Source organism: Cryobacterium melibiosiphilum (assembly GCF_003602235.1).
In the GTDB taxonomy this organism is placed as follows: Bacteria; Actinomycetota; Actinomycetes; order Actinomycetales; family Microbacteriaceae; genus Cryobacterium; species Cryobacterium melibiosiphilum.
In genome coordinates, this window is record NZ_QZVS01000090.1 from 71,753 (window position 1) to 91,144 (window position 19,392).

The following is a 19,392-nucleotide window of genomic DNA, read 5'->3' on the forward strand; positions in this document are numbered from 1 at the left end:
AGTGGTTTCATTGAGGGATGCAGACTCGCCCGTTCGATCTTCACCTCGTCGCCACCCCGATCCTGAGTTATGCCCTCGCGCACAACCGCCAGAGCGTGGTCACGAGCGTCACGGTCGATAACACGGGGCCGGCCGTGCGGGCTGCCGTGCTGCGTATCAGTGTGGAGAGCGCCGGACAGCCCTTGGCGGCGGCCTGCGAGATCCTGGTGGACCTCGCGGCCGAACGTCCGGTCACTCTGACCGACCTGACCCTGCGCGGCGACCCCGCCGTCATGCTCACGGTCGAAGAGCAGCGCCCGGCCACCATCCGGGCAACATTGACCGTCGGCGGCGACGTCGTCGCCGAAGCCCGCCACGAGATCCAGCTGCTCGCTGCCCGGCAGTGGATCGCCCGTCCCGTCGAACTCGGCCTTGAGATGCTGTCCGCCCACGTGCTGCCGAACGACCCGGCCATCACGACCCTGCTGGGCGAGGCCGCCGACCTGCTCGAGAAGAGCACCGGCAGCGGCTCCCTGCAGGGCTACCAGACCGGGGACACACGCGTCGACCAGGTCGTCGAGTCGGTCTTCGCCGCGATGCGGGCCCGCGACATCCGGTACAGCACCCCGCCCGCGAGCTGGGACGTGGAGGGCCAGAAGATTCGCACCCCCGGCGAGGTGCTCGATGGGCGGGCCGGCACCTGCCTCGACACGACCGTGGTGATGGCGGCCGCCCTCGAACAGGCCGGCCTCCACCCCCTCATCTTCGTCGTCACCGGCCACGCGTTCCTCGGCTACTGGCGTGACGAGCAGACGCTCGGCTCCCCCGCGATCACCGACCTGGGCGACGTGATCAACCTCATCGACCTCGGCCTGATCTCACTCGTGGAGACGACGGCCGTGACGACCGACCGTTCCGGGCTCTCCTTCGCCGACGCGCAGCGAGCCCCCTACCTCGCGCACCTCGCCGGTGATCTTTCGGCCGTCGTCGGCGTCGCCGATGTCGTGCAGGCCAGGCTGGGCGGCATCATTCCGTTGCCGGCGCGCACGACGGATGCGGCCGGCACGGTCGTCGTGACCGAATACCGCCCGGCTTCCGCCGCCGTTCCCACAGTGGATCGCCCGGCCCGGCCCGGCCCGCTGACCGGCATACCCGGCGCCGCCGAGACCGATCCCGTTCCGCCACGGGTCGAGCAGTGGAAGAACGCGCTGCTCGACCTCAGCCTGCGCAACCGACTGATCAACTTCACCGATCGCGGCAGACTCGCCCTCACCGTTCCCGACCGGTCGCTCGGCGCGATCGAAGACCAGGTCAACGCCGGCACCGGTCTCACCCTGGTGCCGAGCGACCGGGTGTCGCAGATCGACCGGGAGCGGGGCATCCGCTTCGGCCGAGACCTGCCGCAGGAACAGCTCAGCTCGCTGCTGCAGGACAAACGGTCCGTCGTCGCCGACGTCACCGAGGCCGCCTACGACACCCGGCTGCGCGGCCTCGCCTACAAGGCCCGCACGATCGTGCAGGAGACCGGCGCGAACAACCTGTATCTCGCCTTCGGCACCCTGGTGTGGACCGTGGCCGACCGGGAGCTGCGCTCACCGCTCGTGCTCGTGCCGGTCGTGCTCGAACCCACCCGCGGGGGTTACTATATCGCGCTCGACGAGTCCGGTCAGTCCACCCCCAACTACTGCCTGCTCGAAAAACTGCGCCAGCTGCACGGCCTGCACATCCCGGGCCTCGAAACGCCGTCGGGCGACGAATCCGGCCTGGATCTCGAAGCCGCGTTCCGCGCCACCCGCGAGGCGCTGCACGGCGCAGGCCTCCCGTACCGAGTGGACGAGACCCTCGACCTGTCGATTCTTCAGTTCGCGAAGTTCCGGCTGTGGAAGGACCTCGACGACAACTGGCAGACCCTCGCCGAGAATTCGCTCGTCAGTCACCTCATCCACTCGCCGACCCTGCCGTTCGTCGACCCGGTTGTGGCCCCGCCCGCGCCCGACCTCGACGCCCTCGGTGCGGAGTGCCCGGTGCCGGGTGACTCGTCCCAGCTGGCGGCGGTCGCCGAGGCCGTGGCCGGCCGCACCTTCGTGCTCGAAGGCCCGCCCGGCACGGGCAAGAGCCAGACGATCACGAACCTGCTCACCCGCGCCGTCGCGGACGGCAAAAAGGTGCTTTTTGTCGCCGAGAAGCGGGCCGCGCTCCAGGTCGTGCAGAAACGCCTCGAGGAGGTCGGTATGGGTGCCTTCGCCCTCGACCTGCACGACAAAGCCAGCAAACCGCAACAGGCACGCGCCCAGATTCGGCGAGCGCTCGAACACCGCGTCGAGGTCGACGCGCAGGGCCTGAAAAGTGATCTCGACCAACTCGGCACCGCCCGCCGCAGCCTCGCCCGGTACGCCGAGCACCTGCACGAGCCCAACGCCGCCGGCCTGTCGTTCTACTCCGCGCGCACCCAGGCGCTGGCCGCCGCCGATGTGCCGTCCCTGCCGGTGCCGATCAGCCTGCCCGCCTCGGTGAGCGCCGAACAGCTCGCCGAGCTGCGGCTGACCCTGCGCGACCTGCCCGACGTGTCGGAGCCCGCGAACCCTCGCCGCGATCATGCCTGGGGCTTCATCGGGACGCGTTCCATCACAGCGGATGCCCTCGCCGCCGTCGATGCTGACACCGTCGCCGCCGTCGCGGCGGAACTTGATGCGGCCTGCGCCGCCCTCTGGGCGGCAGTGCCGACCGGTGATCCGGCCGCGGCGGTCGTGCAGACGCTGTCGAGTCCGGACCAGTTCGCGGCCCTCGGAGCCCTCGCGGGGTCCCCGCGTCCGCCGGTGGAGATACTGGACGCGACCCGCAGTCCGGAGTGGATCCGCGCGCACGCGGCCGCGACGCAGGCGGTGGATGCTTTCGCGGCGACCGCGCACCCCGCGCTGTTGCAGTGCACCCCGGCTGCGCTGCTGCTCGACGTGCACGCGATTCATGCTGCGGCGTTCGACGCGGATTCCTCGGGTTTTTTCGGGCGCAAGAAGCGCCGTCAGGCGGTGTTTGCCGAGCTGCAGGCGACGCTGCGGCCGGGCGCCGAGGTCAGCCTGCGGCACCTCTCGGTTCTCACCGGGCAACTGGCCGAAACCCGCGTTGAGCTCGATGCCCTGCGCGGCCAGGTGGCGGCCCTGCCCGGCGTGCGGCTCGCAGCCGACTGGAATCCGCTCATCGCGGCCGACGGAACCTCCTTGGCGATGCAGCTGGCCTGGCTTGTCTGGGCCGGGGGCGTCGTTGCGCCGTACGCCGAATCACAGGCCGCGACCGCTCGCGAAGACTTCGTGGTGGCCCTGCGCTCCTACCTCGCCGCGAACCCGGCGAGTGACGCAGAGTTCGGTGCGGCCGTCACCCGGGTCGCGAACGCCTGGCAACCCCTGGCCACCGCTACGAGCGCGAGCTCCGCGGACCTGTCGCGCTGGGCCGGGCGGGCCGGGCTGCTCGCCGCCTGGACGGCTGCCGGCTCCGAGCGGGCCATTGCCGCTCCCGGCGTTCCTTCACTGCGGCGGTGGCTGGCCCTGCTCGCGCAGCTGCAGCCGCTCAGCGCCCTCGGTCTCACCGAGGCCCGCACCATCATCCTGGAGGGCACCATCGATCCCGGCGACGCGACCCTCGCGTTCGAGAAGGGACTGGCCCGCGCTGCCCTCGACGAGCGCGGCGCGGCAACGGCCCTCGACCGGTTCGACACGGAGGCGCAGAACCGGGCGATCACTCGGTTCACCGGGGCATCCGCTGCCGTGCGGGCACACCTGCCGACCTTCATTCCCTCCACGGTGCTCGAGCAACGCACCTGCGGCGACGCCGTGAACACCGGCCAGATCGGGCTGCTGAAACGGCAGCTCGACCGCCAGCGCGGCGGCATGGGCGTGCGCGAACTCATGAGCACCTTCGGTGAGCTGATCACCGAGATCATGCCGTGCATGCTGATGAGCCCGGAGTCCGTGGCGCGATTCTTTCCCGCGCATGCTGAACTCTTCGACATCGTGGTGTTCGACGAGGCTTCCCAGGTGCGGGTGGCGGATGCCGTCGGCGCGATGGGCCGCGCACGCTCGGTCGTCGTCGTCGGGGACAGCAAACAGATGCCGCCGACCGCGTTCGCGGAGTCGAGCATCAGCTCGCTCGACGACGAAGCGGTGAACGTCGACTTCGTGCGTGACGAGGAGTCGGTCCTGTCGGAGTGCGTGCAGGCCCAGGTACCGAGCCGGTGGCTCTCGTGGCACTACCGCAGCCAGGACGAATCACTGATCGCGTTCAGCAACCGTGAGTATTACCGCGGCACCCTGTCGTCGTTCCCTGCACCTCGCCGCAGCGGCGGCACCGCCGAGACCGGCGACTCCCCGACCGGCGACTACGGCGTCAGCCTGCGCAGGGTCGACGGCACGTTCCTGCGCGGTGGTCTCGGCAAGGCGCTGCGCACCAACCCGGTCGAGGCCCACGCCGTGGTCGACGAGATCGTCCGGCGTTTCGCCGTCTCCCCGGTCGAGAGTCCCTCCATCGGGGTCGTCACCTTCAACCTGCAGCAGCGTGCCCTCATCGAGGGGCTGCTGCGCGACGGCGGAGACGACCGCATCACGACTGCCCTCGACGTGGACACCGACGGCCTGTTCGTGAAGAACCTCGAGAACGTGCAGGGCGACGAACGCGACACCATTCTGTTCTCGACCGCGTTCAGCGCCGATAAGACCGGCCGGCTGCCGCTCAACTTCGGCCCGCTCAACCTGCCGGGCGGGGAACGCCGACTCAACGTGGCCGTCACCCGGGCGCGCCGCCAGATCATCGTGTTCAGCAGCTTCGCCCCGACCGACCTGCGCAGCGAGGAGACGGTCTCGCTCGGCATCAAGCACCTGCGCAGGTACCTGGATATGGCGGCCCTCGCCGGCACCGATGCGTCGCAGCAGGAGGCCCGTCGCGGCACCGCCATCGACCGGCACCGCGAGGAGATCGCGACGGCCCTGCGCGCACGTGACCTCGTCGTGGCGACGGATGTCGGACTCAGCGACTTTCGCATCGACCTCAGCGTCGCCGCTCCCGGTGACCCGCAGCGGCCGCTCATGGCCGTGCTGCTCGACGGTCCGGCCTGGGCCGCTCGCCGCACGGTCTCCGATCGAGACGGCCTGCCCGTCGACGTGCTGTCACATCTGTTGGGCTGGCCGGCCGTGGAACGGGTCTGGATGCCCGCCTGGCTGGAGAACAGTACGGCCGTTCTCGACCACCTCACGGCCGCTCTTGACGCGGTTGCCGGAGCGGAGGCACCCGCACCGGCTCCGCCGGCCAGCGCGAGCTCGAGCGCGAGTGCCAGCCAGGCTCCGACCATCGCTGGTCTGCGGTCCGGCGGCGCAGCATCCGTCACCGCGGACGCGACGCGCCCCGCGCCGCGCCGCGCCGCCCTCGAGCGCGATTTCGAGCCCTGGCCCGAGCGTGCCCTGGGGCCGATCTCGGTGCTGGATGCCTTGCCCGGCCGCCGGTCGTCCGACGCGGTCGCGGTCGCCCTGCGCGAGATCGTCGAGGCCGAGGGACCGATCCACACCACCCGCCTCGCCAAACTGCTCGCGTCGGGTTTCGGGCTCGCCAAACTCAGCGCGGCGCGGTCCGCGTCCATCCTCGGGCAGCTGCCGAGCGACCTTGTCGGCGCGGATTCCTTCGCCTGGCCGAGCCAGCTCGATCCCGCACAGTGGCGCGGCTACCGGCGCACCCTGGCCGGCACGACCCGCCCGCTCGATCAGGTCAGCCCGCGCGAAATCGTCAACGCCATGGTCGAACTCGCCCATGTGTCCGCGGGAATGAACGAGGACGAACTGAAACGCGAGGCCCTCAGCGTGTTCGGCGGCACCCGAATGACGGCGGGCATCGTCTCCGTGCTCTCCAACGCCCTGCAGCAGGGCCTCGCCGAGAGTCGCCTCGAGATGACGCCCGCCGGGGTCATCGTCGCCGCCCCCGAATAGCCCTACCCTTCCGAAAACAGCGACCGCGAGATAAGCGCTGCGCTGAGAGTAGGCTGAAAGTACGCCGAGACGCCGCAGTTCGTGTCATTCGGACACGACGGTTGCAACACGTTTCGTCGCAGGAGAACACCATGCAGGCACCACTCATGAAGGCCGCGCGTTTTCACGGTCCGCACGACATCCGCATCGAAAATATCCCTGTCCCCGTATTGCGAGCGGGAGCCGTCGCCATCGACGTCGCCTGGTGCGGCATCTGCGGCACCGACCTGCACGAGTACCTCGACGGGCCGATCTTCATCCCGGCGGCCGGCCACCCGCATCCGCTCTCGCACGAAGAAGAACCGGTCACGCTCGGGCACGAATTCTCCGGAACGATCACCGCCCTCGGTGAAGGCGTGACCGGACTCACCGTCGGCGAGAACGTCGTCGTCGAACCCTACTTCGTCTGTGGCGAATGCGCCCAGTGTCTCGCCGGCAACTACCACCTCTGCGTCAAGATGGGCTTTATCGGCCTCGCCGGCGGTGGCGGCGGCCTGAGCGAGAAGGTCGTCATCGACCAGCGCTGGGTGCACCCCGTCGGCCAGATTCCCCTCGACCAGGCGGCCCTCATCGAACCGCTCTCCGTCGCCCACCACGCGTTCGTGCGCAGCGGCGCCAAGGCCGGAGATGTCGCCCTGATCGGCGGCGCCGGCCCCATCGGCCTGCTCGTCGCCGCGGTACTCAAGGCCAAGGGCGTCACGGTGATCATCTCCGAGCTGAGCGAGGCCCGTAAGGCGAAAGCCCTCGCCACCGGTGTCGCCGACTACGTGCTCGATCCGCGCGAAGCGGATGTCGCCACCCGCGTTCGCGAACTGACCAACGGCGTCGGCGCCGACGTCTGCTTCGAGTGCTCGAGCGTCAACGTGGTGCTCGACACCCTGTTCGACGCCGTGCGCCCGGCCGGGGTCATCGTCAACGTGTCGATCTGGGGCAAGCCGGCGAGCCTCGATATGCAGAAGCTCGTGCTCAAGGAGGTCGACCTGCGGGGCACCATCGCGTACGTGCGCGACCACCCGGCCACGATCAAGCTCGTGCAGGACGGATTGGTCGACCTCGCCCCGTTCATCACCGGCCGCATCGCCCTCGACGACCTGATCTCCGAAGGCTTCGACACGCTGATCAACCACAACGACACCGCGGTGAAGATCATCGTGCACCCGTAACACCTGCTCCTACGCTCGCAGGTCGGCCCGCCGGTTCTATCGGGGCCCTACCGTAGTGTGAAGGTCGACTCGCCTGGTTTCGACCGCTCCTTCGTCGCGGCTCAACCGGCGGGTTCCTCCGCTGGTTGAGCCGGCGCGCGAAGCGCGCCGGTCGAAACCCGGCGAGACGACCTACTGGGCCGCGCTAGAAGACGCGGGCGGCGATCTCGGCGGGGGCTTCCAGCAGGCGTTCGATCTCATCGTCGAGCTTGACCAGGGTCAGGCTCGCGCCGGCCATGTCGAGCGAGGTGCAGTACTCCCCCACATAACTGCGCCCCACGTCGATGCCGCGCTGCCGCAGCTGTTCGTGGGCCCGCCCGTACAGAATGTACAGCTCGCTGATCGGGGTGCCGCCGAGCCCATTGATCATCAGGGCGACCCGGTCGCCCGCCCGATACGGCAGGTCGCCCACGACCGCGTCGAGCAGCTCGTCGGTCATCTCGTCGGCGGTGGTCAGCTTCGCCCGGCGCCTGCCCGGTTCCCCGTGGATGCCCACGCCCACCTCGATCTCGTCGTCCCCGATCTCGAACAGCGGCGACCCCTTCGCCGGCGGGGTGCAGGAGGTCAGCGCGATGCCCATGGTGCGGGTGACGCTGTCGACCTTCTCGCCGATGCGAATCAGCTCGTCCAGATCTGCCCCGGCCTCCGACGCCGCACCGACCGCTTTCATCACGAAAAAGTTGCCGGCCACGCCCCGGCGGCCGACCGTGTAGGTCGAGTCCTGCACGGCGACATCATCGTCGATGAAGAGCGTTTTCACGTTGATGCCCTCGGCCGCGCTCATCTCCTGCGCCATCTCGAAGGCCATCCGGTCACCGGTGTAGTTGTTCACGAGCAGCAGCACGCCTTTCGGCGAGGCCATCAGCTTGGTGGTCTCGTAGACGTAGTCCATCGGCGGCGCGGCAAAGACATCGCCCGGACAGGCGGCATCGAGCATGCCCCGCCCGACCGTCATCACGTGCGCCGGTTCGTGACCGGAACCGGAGCCCTGGATGATGGAGACCTTGTTCGGGTTGGGGCCGTCGGCCCGCATGATCAGGTTGTACTCGGGTACATACCGCAGCTTGTCGGGGTTGGCCAGGGCGATGCCCTTGAGCATTTCGGGAACGTACTGCTTCGGGTCGTTCACAAACTTCTTCATCGTCCTGTTCCACCGTTTCCGTGTGCGTGTTCACCCGGGCCGGTCGGTCCGGGATCAGTGCCCCCTAGCTCAGCGACCATTCCGCGGCGAGCCGCTCGAGGATCACCGCGACGGCGACCGCTCCAGGGTCGGGAGATCCGATGCTGCGCTCGCCCGTGTAGCTGGCCCGACCCCGCCGGGCCTGCATCGACGTCGTCGCGTCGGCGCTCGCCCGCGCCACCACGGCCGCTCGCTCCAGCGCGGTCTGGGCATCCGTGCCGGCGATCAGCTCCGCCTCGAGGGCGTCGGTGGCCGGCACGAGCGCGTCGAGCAGGGTCTTGTCGCCCAGGTCGGACTTGCCGCGGGCTTTGATTCCCTCGATTGCGGCCCGCAGCATCGCGACGACATCGGCCCCGGTCAGCTGCTCCTTGTCTTTCACCGCCGCTGCCGCCCGCAGAAAGGCTGTGCCCCAGATCGGCCCCGAGGTGCCGCCGATGCGGCCCGCGATGACGAGGGCAACCTTCTGCAGGAACACCGACGGGGTAGTGCGGTCGAGCGCGTCCCATTCCTGTAGCACGATCTCGAAACCCCGCGCGAGGGAGAACCCGAAGTCACCGTCACCGACGACGGCATCGAGGTCGCCGAACTCTCTTTCCTTGTCGACCGCGGTCTGCGCGATGCTGTGCACCACGAACGCGGTGATCGTCACACTCGAACTGATCATCAGATCTCCACCTCACTGGCATGGTCATGGTCACGGCCCGGGTCATCTGGGGCGTGCGGGTCGGGGCTCGGGTCGGTCCTCGGGGTGCGGGCCAGAATCGCCTCGAGCACCCCGAGGTCCACCACGGCTCCGGGCTGGAGCCGAAACGGATCCGCGAGGGTGATTGTCTCCAACACGTCGGGGTCACCGAGCGAGGACACGACCAGCGCGGCCCCGGCAAAGTCATCGGCCACGGTGTATCCACTGACCGTGATGAGGGTGCGCAGGCCTGCGCCGAGGGCGGCCCGAAGCCCATTCGCGCTGTCTTCCACGACGACCACGCTGTCGGGATTGAGACCGCCGTTGTCCGCTCCGAGCGCATCGAGCGCATAGCGGTAGATGTCGGGGGCGGGCTTCTTCGCGGCCACGATGTCCCCCGCGAACACCGCGAACCGCGCCGCGAGGTCGCCTCCCACGGCGTGCTGCAGCACCGCGCGAACGGATGCCTCCGCCGATGTCGACGCGACGGCCAACCGCCACCCCGCCGCCGCCGCTTCACTGGCCAGTCGCAGCACACCCGGGCGCGCGGGAAGGTCCCCCGCCGCGACCCGCTCAGTGTAGATCTGCGTCTTGCGCTGGTGCCAGCGGGCGATCATGGCCGCCCGGGCGGCCGTGAAGTGCGGACTCATCGGGTCGAGCCCGAGCCGGTGGCAGAGGTCCGGGGTGAGGACGCTGAGCATCCGCTCTTTGCCGCCTCCGATCAGCAGCTTTTCGGCGTAGTCCGCATCGCTCCACTGCACGGGAACCGAAAACTCGACGAAGGTCTGGTTGAATGCGGGCAGGTGCCCAAAACGTTCGGTATCGGAGAGCACCCCGTCGCAGTCGAAGATCAGTGCCGGCATGTCAGGCCTTCCCGGCGCTGCCGAACTGCCGGGCCAGGTCCCGAGTGAGGGCGGCCACATCCGTGTGCACGTGCGCAAAGAGTGCCGGCGGATCCCACCTGTCTTTCGCCTCCGCCTCTTCGAGAAAGGCGAGGCTCGATTTCATGAAGGTGATCTTGAGGGCCGTTGAGATATTGACCTTGGCGCAGCCCCGGCGAATCAGGTCGGAGAACTGGGCCTGGGTCATGCCACTGCCCCCGTGCAGGGCGATCGGAATCGGGTGTTCGTCGACGATGTCGCTGACCCGTTGAAAGTCGAGAACGGGCTCGTGCCGGTAGACGCCGTGGGCGTTTCCGATGGCGGGTGCGAAGACGTCCACCCCGGTTTCCTCGATGAAGCGCAGGGCCACGTCGAGGTTCTGCCTGGCCGACTCGGTGTCGGAGCCGATGCCGTCCTCCACGCCGGTGATCGCTTCGATCTCCCCCTCCACGTGGGCGCCATGGGCCCGGGCTTCCCGTACGACCTCGATGGTCTGGCGCTGGTTCTCCTCCACGGGAAGCACCGACGCGTCGAAGAGCACCGAATTCCAGCCCCGGTCGAGGCACTCGGTGATCACCGCCCGGTCGGGACAGTGGTCGAGGTGCAGCACGACGGGCACCTCGATACCCGCCGTCATCGAGGTCCACATGCTGGCCAGAACGTTCGAGCCGAGCGCCTTCACGGTCTTCACCGACGTCTGCACGATCACCGGCGAGCGCGCCTCGACGGCCCCGGCCAGCACGGCCTCCATGGTCAGGTCGTTGACGATATTGATGGCCGGCACACCGTAACGCTCGGCGAAGGCCCGATCAACGACTTCCTTCAGGGTGGATACGGGCATCTCCAGCCTCCTTGCGCAGTTGCCGGACATCGTAGGCTCAAGCCACCTACTCGACAATGCCTTGAGACCGGGCGCGCGCGCCGGCGCCGCCGCCGGACGCTACTTCTTGCGGGGACGGCGCGGCGCCCTCACTGGGAGGGGCGCGGCTTCGCCGTTCCAGACCTTAGCGATCGCCCAGGCGACGGCCGCGATCGGCACCGCGACGACGGCACCGACGATGCCTCCGACAATAGTTCCGCCGGTCAGTGCCACCAGGATGACGAGCGGATGCAGGTTGAGCGACTGTGCCATCACCACCGGCTGCAGGAAGTTGCCCTCGAGCTGGTTGACCGCAACGACGATGATGATCACGATCAGGGCGGTGATCGGGCCGCTCGCCACCAGGGCCACGAGTGCGGCGAGGATCCCCGCGGCGGTGGCACCGATGAGCGGGATGAAGGCGCCGAGGAAGACGATGACAGCCAGCGGCAGCGCGAGGGGAACCTGCAGGATGGCCAGGCCGATGCCGATGAAGAGCGCGTCGACGAAGGCGATGATCGCGGTGCCGCGCACGTACCCGCCGAGCACTCCGACCGAGGTGGTGCCGATGCGGCGACCGCGGGCGAGGCGCTCGCCGTGGAAGGGCTTGAGGAAGAAGGCCCAGATCTTGTCGCCGTCTTTGAGGAAGAAGAAAAGGATCACGATCAGCAGCACGGCGGAGGTGATGATCTCGATGACGGCCGTGGCGCCGGCGAGGGCGCCGGTGCCGAACTGGCTGCTCGTGACGAAGTCCACGACCGCGTCGCGCACGCCGTTGATCTGCTCTTCATTGATCGGGATCGGCCCCTGCATCACGAAGTCGATGAGCTTGTCGATGCCGTCGGTGGCAGCCACGGCGAGCTCGTCGAATTGGTCCTGCACGGCGAAGACGATGAGGGTGATGATGCCGCCGAGGATACCGATGACGGCGAGCAGCGTGATCCACGTCGCCAGGATCGCTGCCATGCCGCGCCGCCGAAGCACGTTGACGATCGGGCTGAGGGCCGCAGCGAGAATGATGGCGAGCAGCACCGGGATGACGACGAGCTTGAGCTGCACCATGCCGTAGATGACCACGGCCGCGAGCGCGATGACGAGCAGAATCTGCCCGCTGCGCAGGCCCAACCAGCCCAGGTTGTCGGTGAGGGTCGTGCGCGGGACCGCCGGAGTCGTGGGTTCTTTTGCTCGCATCCCCCCAGCCTAGACACCTCCTGTGAGCCCCTTGTCAAGATCGAGGGTCAGGGGTCAAATGAACGTATCCCTCCCACCACGTTTCGTGCGCACCCGCGCGCAGTGCTGTGCACCAACGATGTCCTGCTCCAACGATGTCCTGCTCCAACGATGTATCTAGGAGGATACAAATGACAGGAAACATTGCAGTCGCTTACAAGGGTCCGGGCAAGGTCGAGGTCATCGACATCGACTACCCGAGCTTCGAATTGAAGGACGGACCGGGTGTCAACCCGGCGAACATCGGCCGGAAGGTGCCGCACGGCGTCATCCTGAAGACCGTGACCACCAACATCTGCGGATCTGACCAGCACATGGTTCGCGGTCGCACCACTGCCCCGAAAGACCTCGTGCTCGGGCACGAGATCACCGGCGAAGTCGTCGAGGTCGGCCCCGACGTGGAGTTCATCAAGGTCGGCGACATCGTCTCGGTGCCGTTCAACATCTCCTGCGGTCGCTGTCGTAACTGCAAGGAAGGCAAGACCGGCATCTGTCTCAACGTCAACCCCGACCGCCCCGGCAGCGCCTACGGTTACGTCGACATGGGCGGCTGGGTCGGCGGGCAGTCCCAGTTCGTGCTGGTGCCCTACGCCGACTGGAACCTGCTGAAGTTTCCCGACCGCGACCAGGCCCTCGAGAAGATCATGGACCTCACCATGCTCTCCGATATCTTCCCGACCGGGTTCCACGGCGCCGTGTCGGCCGGAGTCGGCGTCGGCTCGACGGTGTACATCGCGGGAGCCGGGCCGGTTGGCCTCGCGGCCGCGGCATCCGCTCAGCTGCTCGGAGCCGCCGTGGTCATCGTGGGCGACCTCAACGAAGATCGCCTCGCCCAGGCCCGCAGCTTCGGCTGCCAGACCGTCAACCTGACCCGCGGCGAGCCGCAAGACCAGATCGAGCAGATTCTCGGTGTTCCGGAGGTCGACGCTGCCGTCGACGCCGTGGGCTTCGAGGCTCACGGTCACGGCAAGAACTCGGGGACGGAGCAGCCCGCCGCCGTGCTCAACTCCCTGATGTCGATCACCGCGGCCGGTGGCGCGATGGGTATCCCCGGCCTGTACGTGACCGGCGACCCGGGAGCGAAGGACAAGGCAGCCCAGGAGGGCTCGCTGTCGCTGCGGCTGGGCCTCGGCTGGGCGAAGTCGCTCTCGTTCACGACCGGCCAGTGCCCCGTCATGCGCTACAACCGCAAGCTCATGATGGCGATCCTGAACGACAAGGTTCAGATCGCGCAGGCCGTCAACGCGAAGGCCATTCCGATCGAGGACGCTCCGCGGGGCTACGCCGAGTTTGATGCCGGCGCGGCCACCAAGTACGTGCTCGATCCGAACGGCTACGTGCTGAACCAGAAGTAGGTTGCCACCACGCCGACAGTGAGCCGGTCGACGGGCCGACCCGGGGCATCGCCCCTGGTCGGCCCGTTTTCCTGCGCGCCTATTCGGGCGTGGGTGGATCGGTGAGGCCGTAGACCAGGCTGCGGTTCGGCGTGACGAAGCGGGCGGCGACCTCGTCGAGAACGTCGTCGCTGCCGGCATGGATTCCCCCAGCGCGCGGCCAGTGGCTGATCACGTCACTGAATCCGAGCTCGGCGGCGCGTCCCACCGCGTCGTCGAAGGCAGCCAGGCTCTGCAACGAGTAGCTGCCGCCGCTGTCGAGGGACAGGTACCGGTCGATGCTGGCCAGCGTGCGCCCGTCGGCACCGGCGACATCTTCCAGTCGCCGCAGCAGGTCGCGCACGCTCGACCACCACTCGTCGCCGGTGACGCCGTCGCGCCCCGTGGTCACCCAGCCCTGGCCGAAGGTGCTGGCCAGGCGCAGGCCCTTCGGTCCGTTCGCGGCGATCACGAACGGCAGGCGCGGTGCCTGCGACGGGTGCCCGACCATGCGCGCGTTGACCGCGGTGAACCAGTCACCGGTGAAACTCATGCCGCCGGACCCCGCTTCCTCGAAACGCAGCAGCTTGTCGAGGCCGGTCACGAATTCCGCGAAGCGGGCGTGACGCTCGGCGGAGGTGTAGCCCGGCTGGCCGAGCACCGACGCGTCGAACCCGGTGCCCCCGGAGCCGACGCCGAGCAGAAACCGGCCCCCGGACACGTCATCGATCGTCGCGATGTCCTTGGCAAACGGCACGGGATGTCGAAAATTGGGCGATGCGACAAAGGTTCCCAGACGAATGTGCCGCGTGACCGCGGCAGCGGCCGTGAGGGTTGGCACGGTCGCCTGCCAAGGCTCGTCGGCGAGAGTTCGCCACGACAGGTGGTCGTAGGTCCAGGCGTGGGCGAACCCATATTCTTCGGCACGCTGCCACGTCGCGCGGGCGTCCTGCCAGGCGTCCTGGGGCAGGATGACAATTCCATAGCGCATGACGCGAGTCTACGAGCCGGTGCCCGGCCCGAAAAGTTCTGGTGCTGTGTCGGTGGTTGCTGGCAGACTCTGGCCATGACTGGCACAGGCTCCCCCTCCCCGGAATTTCGACCCCACCGCTGCGGCATCGTGCCGCCGTATCTGCTGCAACGGCTGGCCCAACTCGATGATCCCCGGTTCGCCGCCGCGACCGAGGCCGCCCGTCACTCTCTGCTGCAGGACACGCCTGTGCGCGAGCATCGTGCCCTGCTGGGCGAGGCGGTCAAGCCCCCGGTGCGCGCGGCTGCCGGTCGAGTGCCCGGGACCCCACACCGCACCATCTCCGATGCCGCACGGCTGACCCGACTGCCCGGGCGCCGGGTGCGCACCGAGGGCCAACCCGCGCTGACGGATGTCGCGGCCAACGAAGCGTACGACGGCCTCGGCCAGACCCAGGCCCTGTTCTGGACGGTTTTCGGCCGGGACTCCATCAACGGCGTCGGCCTGCCCCTCGATGCCACCGTGCACTACGGCCGGCAGTACGACAACGCGTTCTGGGACGGGGAGCGCATGGTGTTCGGCGATGGTGACGGCCAGGTCTTCACCCGTTTCACCGTGTCACTCTCGGTGATCGCGCACGAGCTCACCCACGGTGTCACGGAGTTCACGGCCGCCCTCGCGTACGAGGGCCAGTCCGGGGCGCTCAACGAGTCCGTGTCCGACGTGTTTGGCTGCCTCGTCGAGCAACACACGCGTGGGCAGAATGTGACCGAGGCGAGCTGGCTGGTCGGCGAGGGCCTCTTCACCGACCAGGTGCAGGGCCTGGCCCTGCGTTCGCTGCGCGCCCCGGGCACAGCGTACGACGATGACGTGCTGGGCGAAGACCCGCAACCCGACCATATGTCGGGCTTCATCGTCACCGACGACGACAACGGGGGCGTGCACCTCAACTCAGGAATCCCGAACCGTGCGTTCTACCTCGTTGCGGAGGCCCTCGGGGGTTATGCCTGGGAGCGGGCCGGCCGGATCTGGTTCGATACCCTCACGGGCGGGCTGCTGCGCCGCCACACGGATTTCGTCAGCTTCGCCGAAGCCACCCTCACGTGTGCCGCAGATCGGTACGGCTCCGACTCCGCCGAGTGGGCCGGGGTGCAGTCGGCCTGGAACCGGGTTGGGGTGGAGACCGCTGCGGGGGGTAACATCGCTGCATGAAAGTGATCGTCTCCCGGAGCGGCGGAACCGCCGGCATCCGTCTCACCTGGGAGGTACGTGTCGACGAGCAGGCCGACGCGCTCAACTGGGCCGATTTTCTCGGCTCGCTGCCGTGGAACGACGTGACCGACAGCGAGCCCGTGCCCGACCGGTACCTCTACCGCATCCGCTGCGCCCCACACGAAGTGGTACTCGCCGAACCCGAAGTCAACGGCCCCTGGCGGGACCTGATCGACCGCGTGCAGGCGGCCAACGGCCGCATGTAGCGCGGGTTAACCTCCGCGAGAGCGGGTGAATCGTCGGTTGGCCGGTGCCAGAACGACGTTTCACCCGCTCTCGCGGCAATTCAGGTCGTGCTTTAGATGACGATGCGCAGCGGTTCTTCGAGCAGCTTCGTCAGGTCGCGCAGGAACCCCGCGGCCACGGCCCCGTCGAGAACACGGTGGTCCACGGTGAGGGTGATCTTGACCTTGGGCACGGCCACCAGCACGCCGTCCCGAATGACGGGCACGTCGGTCGCCGCGCCGATGGCCAGAATCGCGGCCTCCGGCGGGTTGAGCACGGCCGTGAACGAGTCGATGCCGAACATTCCCAGGTTGCTGATCGAGAAGGTGCCGCCGGTCATGTCGGCCAGCCCGAGCGATCCGGTGCGCGCCTTGCCGGCCAGCGCCACACTCTCACCGGCGATCGTCGCGAGCGACTTGGTGTCGGTGTCGCGGATCACAGGAACCAACAGCCCGTCATCGGTCGCCACGGCGATGCCCACATTGACGTGCGGGTGACGCAGGATCGCGTCGCCACCCCAGGACGCGTTGACCTCGGGGTGCTGGCGCAGCGTGACGGCCGCGGCCCGCACGAACAGGTCGTTGATGCTGACCTTCTGACCGAGGGCCGCGAGCGAAACGTTGACCTCGGCGCGGAAGGCGACGAGACGTTCCACGTCGACCACACTGGTGAGGAAGAAGTGCGGAACGGCCTGGCTCTCGGTGAGGCGGCGCGCGGTGACCTTGCGAATCCGGCTGATGGCCACCACCTCGTCATCGGCTCCGGGGGTGATGACGGCCGCTGCCGGGGCAGCGGGAGCGACGACGGATGCGGCGGGTGCGGCAGGCTCAGCGGCCGTCCCGGCCTCGAGCTCCGTGATGCGCGCTTCGACGTCGGCGCGGGCGATCCGGCCCTGCGGGCCGGTCCCGGTGAGCGTTGCGATGTCGATGTTGTGCTCTTTGGCGATCTTGCGCGCGAGCGGCGAGGTGCGCAGATCCTTCGGAGCGACCGGAGCAGCGGCAGCCGGGACCGCCTCGGGCGCAGCGGGCGTCGCCGGGGCTTCCGCGGCCTTCTTCGTCGCCGGGGCGATCTTCGCGGGCGCCTCAGCGGCCGGAGCCTCGGCGGCGGGGGCTGCGGGGGCATCCGCTTCGACGATGTGGGTGCCATCTCCGATCACCGCGACGGCCTGGCCGATCGGCACGAGCGCGCCGGCCGGAACCAGCAACTGCTCGAGGATTCCGTCGTCGAAGGACTCCAGGTCCATCGTGGCCTTGTCGGTTTCGATTTCGGCGAGAACGTCACCCTTGTGGATGGTGTCGCCAACGTTCTTCAACCAGCGGCTGAGTTCGCCCTCTTCCATGGTGTCGGAGAGGCGGGGCATGATGACTTCAGGCATGAACGTTCCTACTTCTCGAGCGGTGCGACATTAAGGACCTCACGCACGACCTTGGCGAGTTCGGCGGCGTGGGGCAGCGCGGCGAGCTCAAGGGTCTTGGCGTAGGGCAGGGGAACCTCGGCGGCGGCGACACGGCGCACGGGGGCGTCGAGGAAGTCGAAGACACCCTCCCCGATCGTGGCCGAAATTTCGGCGCCGATTCCGTAGCTGAGCCAGTCGTCTTCGAAAACGACCGCGTGACCGGTCTTGCGCACGGAGGCGCAGATCGTTTCGCGGTCGAGCGGACGGAGGCTGCGCAGGTCGACGACCTCGATCGAGAGACCCTCCGCCTCGAGCTTGTGGGCAACCTCGAGGGCGGTCGTGGTGCCGCGGGAGTAGCTGACGATCGTGAGATCGGTGCCCTCCTTGACGACGGCGGCCTTGCCGATCTCGGCGATCTGTTCGCCGTCGGGCACCTCACCCTTGGAGCTGTACAGCGACAGGTTCTCGATGAAGATCACCGGGTCGTCGTCGCGGATCGCGGCGGTGAGCAGCGCCTTCGCGTCGGCCGGCGTCGACGGCGCGAGCACCTTGAGACCGGGGATGTGCGCGAACCAGACCTCGAGGTTCTGCGAGTGCGTTGCAGCGAGCTGCTGGCCGCCGCCACCGGGCATGCGGATGACCATCGGCACGGCGACCTGGCCGCCGAACATGGAACGCATCTTGGCGGCGTGGTTCACGATCTGGTCGATCGCGATCAGGCTGAAGTTGATCGTCATGATCTCGACGACCGGGCGCATGCCGATCATCGCGGCGCCGAGCGCGGCGCCGACGAATCCTTCTTCGGCGATCGGGGCGTCGACAACGCGGTCCGGGCCGAATTCGGTGAGCAATCCCGCGGTGATCTTGTAGGAGCCTTCGAAGACTCCGATTTCCTCGCCGATCAGAAAGACGTTCTCGTCGTGCAGAAGTTCGGCGCGCAGGGTCTCGTTGAGGGCCTGGCGGTAGGTGATGACGCGGGTGGCGGGCGGGTCAGTGACCGGCGCGGCTTCGATACTCATAGTGCTTCCATAACGGGGTCGCCGGGCAGAGCGGATGGCGCATTGGCCACGGGAGTCGCATACACGTACGCGAACAGGTCGGCAGGGTCGGGGTCGGGGCTCGCGTCACCGAACTCGACGGCGGCGTCGACGATGGCGTCGATCTCGGCGTCGATGGCGTCGGCCGCAGCATCGTCCAGGATGCCGGCCGCGATCAGCTGCGCACGGAAAACGGGCACCGGGTCGGACTTCTGGGCGATCGTGGTGTCCTCAGGCGAGCGGTAGCGCGCCGGGTCGACGACCGAGTGCCCGCGCAGGCGGTAACACATCAGCTCGAGCAGCACGGGCTGGCGTTCGGTGCGGGCACGCTCGAGGGCGGCAGCCGCCGCGTCACGAACCGCGAGCACGTCATCGCCGTCGACCCGGATGCCGGGGATGCGGTACGACGCGCCGCGCTTGTACAGGTCGGGTTCGGCCGAGGCGGCTTCGACGGTGGTGCCCATGCCGAGGCGGTTGTTGACGATCACGTAGACGATCGGCAGGTTCCACAGTCCGGCGAGGTTGAGCGCTTCGTGGAAGGCGCCGATGTTCGTCGTGCCGTCGCCGAGCAGGCACATGACCGCGTCGGAGTCCGGTCCGGATGCCTGCTTCTGCTTGATCGCCAGGGCGACGCCGGTGGCCGGGGGAATCTGCCCGCCGACGATGCCGTAGCCGCCGAAAAGGCGCGCCTGGCTGTCGAACATGTGCATCGAACCGCCGCGACCGCCGGACACGCCGGTGGTCTTGCCGAACAGCTCGGCCATGACCCGTCCGGGTTCGAGGTCGCGCATCAGCGCGTAGCCGTGATCCCGGTAGCCGGTGAAGAGGTAGTCGCCCGTGTTAATGGCGGCCATCAGGCCGACCACGGTCGCTTCCTCTCCCAGATTCAGGTGGCAGTAGCCGCCGATCTTCGCTCGCGCGTACATCTCACTCGATCGCAACTCGAAGTTGCGAATGAGCGACATGCTTCGGTAATACCCTCGCAGAACATCCGCGGGAGTATCGCCCGGGAATGCCTGCACTTCAGCTGTTCGTGCACGGGTTTTGGCCGCCATGAATCCGCCTCGCTTCCGACATAATGTCTCCGAAAAGCTTACGCCGAAT

The 19,392-nt window shown here is 68.3% G+C and carries 14 protein-coding genes; 5 read left to right on the top strand and 9 right to left on the bottom strand.

From position 1 onward, the window contains the following. Window positions 1–17: 17 nt before the first annotated feature. Window positions 18–5,942, top strand: a complete 5,925-nt coding sequence (locus tag D6T64_RS15030; RefSeq protein ID WP_119975494.1) for a DUF4011 domain-containing protein — start codon at window positions 18–20, stop codon at window positions 5,940–5,942. 146 nt (window positions 5,943–6,088) lie between these two features. Next, window positions 6,089–7,144 (top strand): 2,3-butanediol dehydrogenase, encoded by a 1,056-nt coding sequence (locus tag D6T64_RS15035; RefSeq protein ID WP_119975495.1) that lies wholly within the window; start codon window positions 6,089–6,091, stop codon window positions 7,142–7,144. A gap of 184 nt (window positions 7,145–7,328) precedes the next feature. Here the strand turns inward: D6T64_RS15035 and dhaK are convergent, their stop codons facing one another. From dhaK to D6T64_RS15060, 5 genes are all read right to left on the bottom strand, one after another. Continuing rightward, window positions 7,329–8,324, bottom strand: coding sequence for a dihydroxyacetone kinase subunit DhaK (dhaK, locus tag D6T64_RS15040; protein ID WP_119975496.1), 996 nt, complete (start codon window positions 8,322–8,324; stop codon window positions 7,329–7,331). A 64-nt stretch (window positions 8,325–8,388) separates the two neighbouring features. Continuing rightward, window positions 8,389–9,027 carry a dihydroxyacetone kinase subunit DhaL gene (dhaL, locus tag D6T64_RS15045; protein ID WP_119975497.1) on the bottom strand — a complete coding sequence of 213 codons (639 nt, stop codon included), beginning with the start codon at window positions 9,025–9,027 and terminating at the stop codon, window positions 8,389–8,391. Next, window positions 9,027–9,908 carry an HAD-IA family hydrolase gene (locus D6T64_RS15050; RefSeq protein ID WP_119975498.1) on the bottom strand — a complete coding sequence of 294 codons (882 nt, stop codon included), beginning with the start codon at window positions 9,906–9,908 and terminating at the stop codon, window positions 9,027–9,029. Before D6T64_RS15050 ends, dhaL begins: the two co-directional genes overlap by 1 nt. Before the next feature lies 1 nt (window position 9,909). Beyond that, entirely contained in the window at window positions 9,910–10,767 is an 858-nt protein-coding gene (locus D6T64_RS15055) for a class II fructose-bisphosphate aldolase (RefSeq protein WP_119975499.1), read from the bottom strand. A 99-nt stretch (window positions 10,768–10,866) separates the two neighbouring features. Further along, window positions 10,867–11,976 (bottom strand): AI-2E family transporter, encoded by a 1,110-nt coding sequence (locus D6T64_RS15060; RefSeq protein WP_119975500.1) that lies wholly within the window; start codon window positions 11,974–11,976, stop codon window positions 10,867–10,869. 170 nt (window positions 11,977–12,146) lie between these two features. Here D6T64_RS15060 and fdhA point away from each other — a divergent pair, with 170 nt between their 5' ends. Then, window positions 12,147–13,370 carry a formaldehyde dehydrogenase, glutathione-independent gene (gene fdhA / locus D6T64_RS15065; RefSeq protein ID WP_119975501.1) on the top strand — a complete coding sequence of 408 codons (1,224 nt, stop codon included), beginning with the start codon at window positions 12,147–12,149 and terminating at the stop codon, window positions 13,368–13,370. A 79-nt stretch (window positions 13,371–13,449) separates the two neighbouring features. On the opposite strand, the gene D6T64_RS15070 is transcribed toward fdhA, so the two are convergent. Next, window positions 13,450–14,379 carry an LLM class flavin-dependent oxidoreductase gene (locus D6T64_RS15070; protein ID WP_119975502.1) on the bottom strand — a complete coding sequence of 310 codons (930 nt, stop codon included), beginning with the start codon at window positions 14,377–14,379 and terminating at the stop codon, window positions 13,450–13,452. 75 nt (window positions 14,380–14,454) lie between these two features. On the opposite strand from D6T64_RS15070, the gene D6T64_RS15075 reads away from it, so the two are divergent. Next, on the top strand, window positions 14,455–15,570 hold the full coding sequence (locus D6T64_RS15075) for a M4 family metallopeptidase (RefSeq protein ID WP_119975503.1): 1,116 nt from the start codon (window positions 14,455–14,457) through the stop codon (window positions 15,568–15,570). Then, window positions 15,567–15,836: a protealysin inhibitor emfourin gene (locus D6T64_RS15080; protein WP_147364584.1), complete on the top strand. Its 270-nt coding sequence runs from the start codon at window positions 15,567–15,569 to the stop codon at window positions 15,834–15,836. The genes D6T64_RS15075 and D6T64_RS15080 overlap by 4 nt, the downstream gene beginning before the upstream one ends. A 92-nt stretch (window positions 15,837–15,928) precedes the next feature. Here D6T64_RS15080 and D6T64_RS15085 read toward each other — a convergent pair whose 3' ends face one another. Genes D6T64_RS15085 through pdhA form a run of 3 tightly spaced genes read right to left on the bottom strand, consistent with a single transcriptional unit; the run spans window position 15,929 to window position 19,343 of the window. After that, the gene (locus D6T64_RS15085) at window positions 15,929–17,230 is read right to left on the bottom strand and encodes a dihydrolipoamide acetyltransferase family protein (protein WP_119975505.1); all 1,302 of its coding nucleotides are present in this window, start codon (window positions 17,228–17,230) and stop codon (window positions 15,929–15,931) included. An 8-nt stretch (window positions 17,231–17,238) separates the two neighbouring features. Beyond that, on the bottom strand, window positions 17,239–18,270 hold the full coding sequence (locus D6T64_RS15090) for an alpha-ketoacid dehydrogenase subunit beta (RefSeq protein WP_119975506.1): 1,032 nt from the start codon (window positions 18,268–18,270) through the stop codon (window positions 17,239–17,241). Continuing rightward, the gene (gene pdhA / locus D6T64_RS15095; protein WP_119975507.1) at window positions 18,267–19,343 is read right to left on the bottom strand and encodes a pyruvate dehydrogenase (acetyl-transferring) E1 component subunit alpha; all 1,077 of its coding nucleotides are present in this window, start codon (window positions 19,341–19,343) and stop codon (window positions 18,267–18,269) included. Before pdhA ends, D6T64_RS15090 begins: the two co-directional genes overlap by 4 nt. Window positions 19,344–19,392 lie beyond the last annotated feature (49 nt).

Coding starts and splice junctions, on each gene's coding strand:
- D6T64_RS15055 (WP_119975499.1), bottom strand. CDS start 10,767: ATGCCCGTATCCACCCTGAAGGAAGTCGTTGATCGGGCCTTCGCCGAG.
- D6T64_RS15075 (WP_119975503.1), top strand. CDS start 14,455: ATGACTGGCACAGGCTCCCCCTCCCCGGAATTTCGACCCCACCGCTGC.
- D6T64_RS15090 (WP_119975506.1), bottom strand. CDS start 18,270: ATGAGTATCGAAGCCGCGCCGGTCACTGACCCGCCCGCCACCCGCGTC.
- pdhA (WP_119975507.1), bottom strand. CDS start 19,343: ATGGCGGCCAAAACCCGTGCACGAACAGCTGAAGTGCAGGCATTCCCG.
- D6T64_RS15035 (WP_119975495.1), top strand. CDS start 6,089: ATGAAGGCCGCGCGTTTTCACGGTCCGCACGACATCCGCATCGAAAAT.
- D6T64_RS15080 (WP_147364584.1), top strand. CDS start 15,567: ATGAAAGTGATCGTCTCCCGGAGCGGCGGAACCGCCGGCATCCGTCTC.
- dhaL (WP_119975497.1), bottom strand. CDS start 9,027: ATGATCAGTTCGAGTGTGACGATCACCGCGTTCGTGGTGCACAGCATC.
- fdhA (WP_119975501.1), top strand. CDS start 12,147: ATGACAGGAAACATTGCAGTCGCTTACAAGGGTCCGGGCAAGGTCGAG.
- D6T64_RS15030 (WP_119975494.1), top strand. CDS start 18: ATGCAGACTCGCCCGTTCGATCTTCACCTCGTCGCCACCCCGATCCTG.
- D6T64_RS15050 (WP_119975498.1), bottom strand. CDS start 9,908: ATGCCGGCACTGATCTTCGACTGCGACGGGGTGCTCTCCGATACCGAA.
- D6T64_RS15060 (WP_119975500.1), bottom strand. CDS start 11,976: ATGCGAGCAAAAGAACCCACGACTCCGGCGGTCCCGCGCACGACCCTC.
- D6T64_RS15070 (WP_119975502.1), bottom strand. CDS start 14,379: ATGCGCTATGGAATTGTCATCCTGCCCCAGGACGCCTGGCAGGACGCC.
- dhaK (WP_119975496.1), bottom strand. CDS start 8,324: ATGAAGAAGTTTGTGAACGACCCGAAGCAGTACGTTCCCGAAATGCTC.
- D6T64_RS15085 (WP_119975505.1), bottom strand. CDS start 17,230: ATGCCTGAAGTCATCATGCCCCGCCTCTCCGACACCATGGAAGAGGGC.